This is a genomic window from Photobacterium lucens, assembly GCF_009873615.1.
In the GTDB taxonomy this organism is placed as follows: domain Bacteria; phylum Pseudomonadota; class Gammaproteobacteria; order Enterobacterales; family Vibrionaceae; genus Photobacterium; species Photobacterium lucens.
Window position 1 is genome coordinate 1 of the sequence record NZ_SSMG01000283.1, and the last position, 6101, is coordinate 6101.

Genomic DNA, 6101 nt, shown 5'->3' on the forward strand with positions numbered 1-6101 from the left:
AGCTTATTCTTTATTTGGCGCATTTTATTAATAAATACTCTTTTCTAACCAATACTGTTTGACGGACTTATCTCAGAGTTCTAATTTAAAAATAACAGAGCGGGTATCGTATAATGGCATTACCTGAGCTTCCCAAGCTCATGACACGGGTTCGATTCCCGTTATCCGCTCCATTTCTGACTTTCCCCCACAAAACAAAAAACCGCAGTGAAACACTACGGCTTTTTTCATACTTTAGGTATAGATAACATCAAGATTGAATTTAGAGTGTCGATGGCAATCCTTTATCACTAATCGCATTCTGCGCAACTTTTGCTACCATACGTAATAATAAGCGTCTAAATAACCCTATTTTCATATGAGCCAGTACGATACAACATGGCTTTCCATCAGCACTGTAACCAACTAATGTTCTAAAACCCCCTTTGTCCAAATGTAAAGCAAGTACATTATCTGCTTTGGACTCTTGAGGCTGAAATAAAGACACTGGTGATTTACGATTCACTACTTTGTGCCACTGCTGTTTGTTGTCTAACGCAAATTTTGTTGCCGCTGCCGTGCCCAATAGCAGCTTTTTACCTTTCACACGTTTTTCAATAAACATGCGTAATTGATTAGAAGCAATGTACCAATGTTGTACCGAGGAATCATTTAAACGAAGTTCACTAAATGCCAATTGTTTATCATCAAAATAGCTATAAACGTTGATTAAACTGTTCTCAAGTTGATGAGCAATATTCAACGTATCACAGTGCTTTTTAGCATCAACAATCGTCAACGCTTTATCACTTAAATTTAAACACCCCACTTGATGCTGTACTAAGTCGCTGCTTTGATATTGCTCTACCAAAGCATCAACGAGCAGCGGGCGTTTAGAGACAACATGAAACGTTTTTGATTCAATCACATTATCTTTTAAATCCAGTAATTCGATCTTGTATATACCAGCAACACACAAGCTCTTATGTGAAAACGTCCATCCCACATAACAGCTATAATCTAGTGTCACTTCCGAATCCCACTGCGAAACATACCCGTCATGACTTCGAATATAAGGATGATGAACACGCACTTTAAACGCTAATACTTCAGGTAATGCTTGTTCTTCATCATCGCTGAAATAGCCGACCCTCATACCAATCATCACACCGAGTTCCGCTTCTACTAGCAATGTTTCCTTTTGGTGCTCAAGTTGGGTAACAGTCACAAACTCATCATCAGTATCGTCTAGTTCAGCTAACTCTCCCTCTTCAACTGTCCCTACTTCTGTATAAATACCGTAATTGATTACTTCAAGCAGAGAAGAATGCAATGGTGCATATTTGCCATTCTGAATGTCAGCGACGAGATCACGGATCCGACGTGAAGCGTGATCTTTAAACGAGGTAATAAAGTGTTCAAAATTGCCTAACTTAGCGACATTAATTAATAGCTGATATAACGTTTCGATATCCAGCGTTTGTGCCTGCTCAGCAAGTAGGTCTTGATTAGGTAATAAAACTAAGCAGTTATGCCACTTCTCTTTAAGGATCAACCGCAGCAATTGCAGCGTGTTCATTCCTAATCCCTGTGCTCGTTCACAAAGCCAATATGGTTGCTCTTCATTACGCCACTGGCACAAAACATCAAAGGACATATCACGGTGATGAATATAGATCTGCATGAGGTTGTCTTGTTGTACTGAAGACAAATGCCAAAACAGCTTATCAAGCTCAATACCACCATAAGGACTATTAAAGTCATTGATATAGCGTTTTTCCATCATTGACACAACAGCATCAATTTGAGCTGACGAAGCTGGTGTATCTAACAACAGATATTGACGCACAACTTCAATATCATGTCGTTCTTGCTGATTGAATTCACGTTTGTCATGAATCGTATTTTGAATACGTTGCGTGACACGATTTATCACTAAATCCAACAGCGTTTGTTCAAAATAGTTAGGGATAAGAGCCGAATTAAATTGCTTCAGCTCTGTCATGAATATTTGCTGATAACGCGGCAAAATAATGGTGAGAGCATGATGTAAACTACGTTGCTCTTCTGGTAACGATAATTCCTCTTGAAATTGCTTAAACCAAAGTTCAAACACTACTTGCATATCAGTATCGCTTGGCATTTCACCAATCAAGTTTTCTAACAAATAAGCGCTTTCACCAACAGCCGTTACACCTTGTAGTTGTTCGATAAATGCAATTTTTTGGTGATGACGTTTATCAAAGTCGTTGTAGGACTCATGACCGTAACGGGGTTTAACATGAAAATAAGCCAACATCTTCAAAGTTTTCGTTGGTGCTATGTGCAACCACAACGCCACATAACGTTGAGCGAAAAGCTGAATCGATGATTGAGAAAACTGAGCAATAATTTGGGCACAAACTAATAATTTTTGGGCTTTATCATCAAAATCACGTAAAAATTCGTAATGCGGTAACGCACGGAAAAGTGCATCTTCTTCATCACAACGTACTTGATGCTTTTCAAACGCAGTTAAAGCAAGCTCAAAATCTTGCGTATCCCCTTTTAGGTATTTCTCTACGACTTGCCAATCCTGATTTATTTGGCTGATTTGAGCTTCATCTAGCTTACTGCAATCATTGCGATAACGACGTTTTTTTGCGCACTGGAACAGACTTGTTTCTGCCGTTTGCTGATAAATAGCAGCAACAAGCTGATCATTTAAGATCTGTAATGCTTTTTGAGTGAGCTCATCACTCACGACATATTGCTGATCAAAATAAGCAATAATGGCACAAAGACCCAGTAAGGTTATCTGTTCACAGTCTTCATCGCTTGCCATCTTGTCTATAAACTCAGCAACTTCTGATCGATGTTGTTGCGTCAATGCATACAAGCTTTCCGCTTCATTACGTTCAATATTACTGCGATAGCCTGAAAATGAATCCAGCGCGTGACTGAACATCATTCGCCAATCACCAGGATAACGAGCCATAAACTCACTGTGACTAAAGAACTCATATTCAGTGACCATATGCTCGATAAAATTAGGATCAAACCCTTTATTACCATTGCATCGATAAAGCACATCTAATAGACGAAATAACTTAAAACGCCCCTCAGACTCATTCGCTTCACCATCATCATCAAACGTCCAATCAGCAAGTACGTCATAAATAATCTTCTCTAATTCACTATCAAATGAATCAAAGCTGCCGACAAAATAATTTACTTTACCAATAAGTTGATAGTTACCTGCTCGGATCAACCCTTCAATATCACAAGGTTCAACCTGTTCCAGTATCTGCTCATTGTCACCACTAACAATAAAATCCCATATTTCTCTACCGTGATTTAATGCTCCAGTAATAAAAGCTTTCCACTGGGAAATTCCAGTTCCACGATAATAATGCTCAGTCAGATCGTCATCTTCTTCGATCGTTTTAGGTGCCACAATTGATCGACCTAAATAAGTTTCTACGTCTAATTTAAGATCAGCAGCCGCATCATCGGCAGATGAATCAATAAACCATGCCTCACTCATCGTAAGAGATTGTTCATCAGTATCGTAGCAACCCGAACCGTCATCGGTGGCGACTAAAGACATGACAAAGCTACGAATAGGATCTTCATTGTAATAACGTTCATCATCAACATACTGAAGATAATCTTGTTCAGAAAAACGCTGCTTAAGTAGTTTTTTAAATACTTCAAACTCTTGTGGTTGCTGGCGGAAGATATCTAGCAATGATTGAGGCTTAGCATCACCGACTGCTGCTTGATGCTCATCATAAGTCGTATGTTGCAAAGCAAACATTTTGGCGCGGGCACTGTCGTTATCGCAATAGCAAAATGCTTTTAGCATATCGTGACTGTAACCATGGTGGCTTGCAACCAACGCTAATACTTCTTCACCAAAAGGCGCATGTTCTGTATCCCAATATGGAACAATATAAGCGGCTAATAGATAGGTATATTTTGGATATTTAAGTGCTAAAGCGAGCAATGCTGATAGCCCTAGTACCTCAGTATCAGATATCCACATTTCTGCAGAATCATTTATTCGACGAGACACCTGACTTAGCACTACCGCTGTTTGTTTAAGCTCATCTTCTAATTTAGGATGCGTTAATGCTCGTAAGAAAAAAGCGGTTTCAGGCTCAATATAACAGTCTGCTAATTTATGATTTTGAGCTAATTCGGTAAGGCTGACATCACTAAATGATAAAAGAGTTTTTAAAATGGGATCATGCAGTAATTCAGCCAAGCTGTCGTCGGTATTGTCTGCTAATTTAAAACGAACATGACAGTGAAAGTCACTAAAGGCTTGTTCTTGTTGAATGAACTGACGGTAATCTTTCAGACCATTGCTTAATGAGTGAATATTTTTAGGATCGTATGTAATCGTAAACGCAGCAGTTTGTGCTTGTATCGTCATGCGGCTATTTTGAATTTAATAGATTAAAGCATCTGATTTTAATATACATTTAAAAGCAAACATACGCGTTACTTACTAATTCCCGCCTTTAATCACAATTTAATACCAACGAAAACTCATGCATAACAGCTCATTTTTGCCCACTTGAATCTATTTAGTGAACTGCGTAAGGTTTATCCTCCTTAACACTAATTTCGAGATAAACAATGAATAATTGGATTGTGCTAGCCTTTCTTAGCATATTCATTATCGGCTGTGCTCATTCCATGTCTGAAGGCACATCGATTCAAGCTCATGGCAACGTTGAAGTGAGCCGCAGCATCCACTGATGATCATATACCCAAGCGACTTCAAGATGCCTGATTCAGTGACACGCTCCCAAAGGGCGAGCGTCCTTAGCTCTCAGACTTTGTTAACAATTCTCAATGTAGAACCACTATATCTTCGAATCGTTACCGCGCCTGAGAACTAAGGTCGTCTCGCTAAACACTGCATCTTGAAGTTACTTGGGTATCAAAATAAAGACCAACAACGTTATCGTTATTGGTCTTTATTTTATCTCCTAAATTTCGCTACACGCTGTATATCACTCCCCAAGCGTCACACCAAAGTGCTCGTCACATGTAACGCCACTTGGGCTCCCTCCTGAGTCATAGCCACAATAATCTGTTTCTAAGATATTGTATTCTTGACGTGTTTCTTCTAACAACTGAACAAATTCTTCTTGTGTCACCTTACGTTCTCGATAATAGCTCGCATAAGTAGGCGCGCCCATAAAGAAACCTTGAGCGGTACGCACTCGGGTATTATTAGGAGGTAATGTTGTTAATTGATTTTGGGTAAAACTGCCATCTGGTAATCGTACTTGATACAACACTGTGTCATCACCAATTAATGTCGTTGTCGTACTTAACGTCATACCAAACGCTTCAAAGGGGCCGGCTAAATTCCCTTCACAATCTGACGCGGTTTGATCTGCACTGAACACTTTTTCATTACCGTTATCGCCACACACACCCGCGCCAACAACGTCCTGATCCGATTCACATTCAGCGGCAGCTTTAGCTGGATATAAAAAAACATTGCGTTGCTTAATGCTGTTTCCTATGACCTCTAAATGAATAAACCCGCGATAATGATCGTAACGATAAGGCCAGCTTGCTGAGACATTGGGATTACCATCCGCCCCTAAGAACGTATATTCACCTACCCACCAGCCTTCTTCGCGCTGCCATGGGACAAAGTCTAATAAATTAACCGTTTCTACATCACACTCAGGCTCTGAACGCGTCACTTCTTCTAATTCAGGTTCAGGTTCAGGTTCAGGTTCAGGTTCAGGTTCAACAGCATCGCTATTATCGACTTGTTCAACAACAGCCTCTGACTGCGCAGGGTCGGTAGGAGTATTTACTTTTACAGAATTGCTATTATCACTATTACATGCAGCGATGCTACTACACGCAATGAGAGCTAAAAATATTCGCCATGCCATTGCTTCAGCCTATCTATATCAATACTTAATAACAGACTTTAGCCATATTTTTTCAGGCGCATGCCTCAGCAATAAGATTTTAAAAAATTTAACTATCAATGTACGGATATTCTCTGCATATAAAACACGGCGTTCTGACAAAGTGCACGCTTTTCATTTAAAAATAACAAGTTATATGGTCACATCATCTATTAAAGACTAGTATTGATA

General features: G+C 39.5%; 3 protein-coding genes and 1 tRNA gene. 2 read left to right on the forward strand and 2 right to left on the reverse strand.

The genetic code is table 11. The features are described 5' to 3' along the window. The first annotated feature begins 99 nt into the window (after window positions 1-99). Window positions 100-173, forward strand: a tRNA-Gly gene (locus tag E5A76_RS12280). 89 nt (window positions 174-262) lie between these two features. Here the strand turns inward: E5A76_RS12280 and E5A76_RS12285 are convergent. Continuing rightward, window positions 263-4399 carry a DUF3859 domain-containing protein gene (locus tag E5A76_RS12285; protein ID WP_161119108.1) on the reverse strand — a complete coding sequence of 1379 codons (4137 nt, stop codon included), beginning with the start codon at window positions 4397-4399 and terminating at the stop codon, window positions 263-265. A gap of 206 nt (window positions 4400-4605) precedes the next feature. Here E5A76_RS12285 and E5A76_RS20690 point away from each other — a divergent pair, with 206 nt between their 5' ends. Then, window positions 4606-4728, forward strand: coding sequence for a hypothetical protein (locus E5A76_RS20690; protein WP_008989652.1), 123 nt, complete (start codon window positions 4606-4608; stop codon window positions 4726-4728). A 257-nt stretch (window positions 4729-4985) separates the two neighbouring features. Here the strand turns inward: E5A76_RS20690 and E5A76_RS12290 are convergent, their stop codons facing one another. Next, a complete protein-coding gene (locus E5A76_RS12290; RefSeq protein ID WP_161119109.1) occupies window positions 4986-5891 on the reverse strand; it encodes a hypothetical protein in 906 nt (301 codons plus the stop codon). Window positions 5892-6101 lie beyond the last annotated feature (210 nt).

What these genes read in the sequence shown, in the direction of transcription:
- E5A76_RS12285 (WP_161119108.1), bottom strand. Translation starts at nt 4,399, where the DNA reads ATGACGATACAAGCACAAACTGCTGCGTTTACGATTACATACGATCCT.
- E5A76_RS20690 (WP_008989652.1), top strand. Translation starts at nt 4,606, where the DNA reads ATGAATAATTGGATTGTGCTAGCCTTTCTTAGCATATTCATTATCGGC.
- E5A76_RS12290 (WP_161119109.1), bottom strand. Translation starts at nt 5,891, where the DNA reads ATGGCATGGCGAATATTTTTAGCTCTCATTGCGTGTAGTAGCATCGCT.